General features: G+C 71.9%; 1 protein-coding gene. It reads left to right on the forward strand.

Annotation, left to right across the window (positions count from 1 at the left end; translation table 11 throughout):
• Positions 1-134 precede the first annotated feature (134 nt).
• Positions 135-1,490, forward strand: a 1,356-nt coding sequence (locus AAH979_RS42940; RefSeq protein WP_346263861.1) for a transposase, incomplete at its 3' end; no start/stop codon positions are given.

A 1,490-nucleotide genomic window follows, 5' to 3' on the forward strand; every position in this document is an offset into this window, starting at 1 on the left:
CTAGTGCGGTGTCCAGTAACGTTCGTCGGGTTTCTGTCGTACCCGTGGGGTTGGCTCTGCTGGTGCCTCGTCGTCGGGATCCGGCCGCTGCTGTGGTGGTGTATCGGACGGCGCGGGTGGGGTTGCGGTTGACGGTGGGTCAGCGGCGGCGGTGTTTCGGCCTGCTCCGGTCGGCAGGGGATGTGTGGGCGTGTGTGTTGGAGGTCAATGCGTGGCGTCGGGCCCGTCGGGATGCCCCGTTGGCGGGTTATCAGGAGTTGTGTCGGGAGTTGGCGGCTGCGGGGTCGGGGACGTTCGGGGAGTTGGATTCCACGGGGGCCCGCTCGGTGTTACGCCGGTTTTCCGACGCCTGGTTCGCGGCGGCGAAACGCCGTAAGGACGGCGACGCCACGGTCCGGTTTCCGCGTCGTCGGCGTGGGTTGGTGCCGGTGCGCTGGTACCACGGCACGTTCACCCTCGATGGCCGGCGGTTGCGGGTCCCGACCGCTCGTGGCGCAGGTCCGTTGTGGCTGCGGCTGGCCCGGCATCTGCCCTACCCGGCCGGCCGGGTGCGGTCGGTCACTTTGCTGTGCGAGGGTGGTCGGCTGTTCCTCGATGTGACCGCCGAGATCCCGGTGGCGGAATACCAGCCGGGGTGTGGTCCGGATCCGGGGCGGATGGCGGGGGTGGATCTGGGGGTGATCCATCCGTACGCGGTCGCCGGCCCGGCCGGGCAGGCGCTGTTGGTGTCCGGGCGGGCGATCCGGGCCGAGCACCGTCAGCATCTCGCGGATACGAAGAAGCGTCGTCGGGCGGTCGCCGGGCGGGCGCCCGCGAAGGGAGAGCGCGGGTCGCGGCGGTGGCGGCGGTACCGGCGTCGGGCGCGGCTGGTGGAGGGTCGGCATCGGCGGCGGGTCCGGCAGGCCCAGCACGAGGCCGCCAAGACCGTGATCGGCTGGGCGATCGCACAGCGGGTAGGCACCCTGCGGGTTGGTGACCCGCGCGGGGTTCTCGACATTCAGGCGGGTCGGCGGCACAACCTGCGGTTGCGGCAGTGGCGCATCGGCCACCTCATCCGCATCCTCCAGGACAAGGCGGCCCTGGCCGGGATCAGAGTCGACCTCGTGGATGAGCGGGGGACGTCGTCGACCTGCCCGGCCTGCGTCCGGCGGATACCGAAACCATCCGGACGGGTCCTCACCTGCCGGTACTGCGGATTCTCGGGCCATCGTGACCTGGTCGCGGCGGCCATCATCGCCACCCGTACCCCGGGCGGCGGACCCACCACCCCACAACCCTCGGCCCCTGTGCCGACGCTGTTGTCCGGGGTGGTCACGCACCGTCGAGCCGGCCGGCACCTGCCCGGTGTCGGCCGGTCCCGACGTGACCCCCGCCGCCCACCACAGCACCTCGGGCGGCGTGCGGGTCGGTTGGCCAGCGGTGGCCCGCCCCACCAACCACACGGTGGGGAGTCGCTCGCCGAACAGGCGAGGATCCACAAAACCACCGGG

Source organism: Plantactinospora sp. ZYX-F-223 (assembly GCF_039649625.1).
Lineage (GTDB): Bacteria > Actinomycetota > Actinomycetes > Mycobacteriales > Micromonosporaceae > Plantactinospora.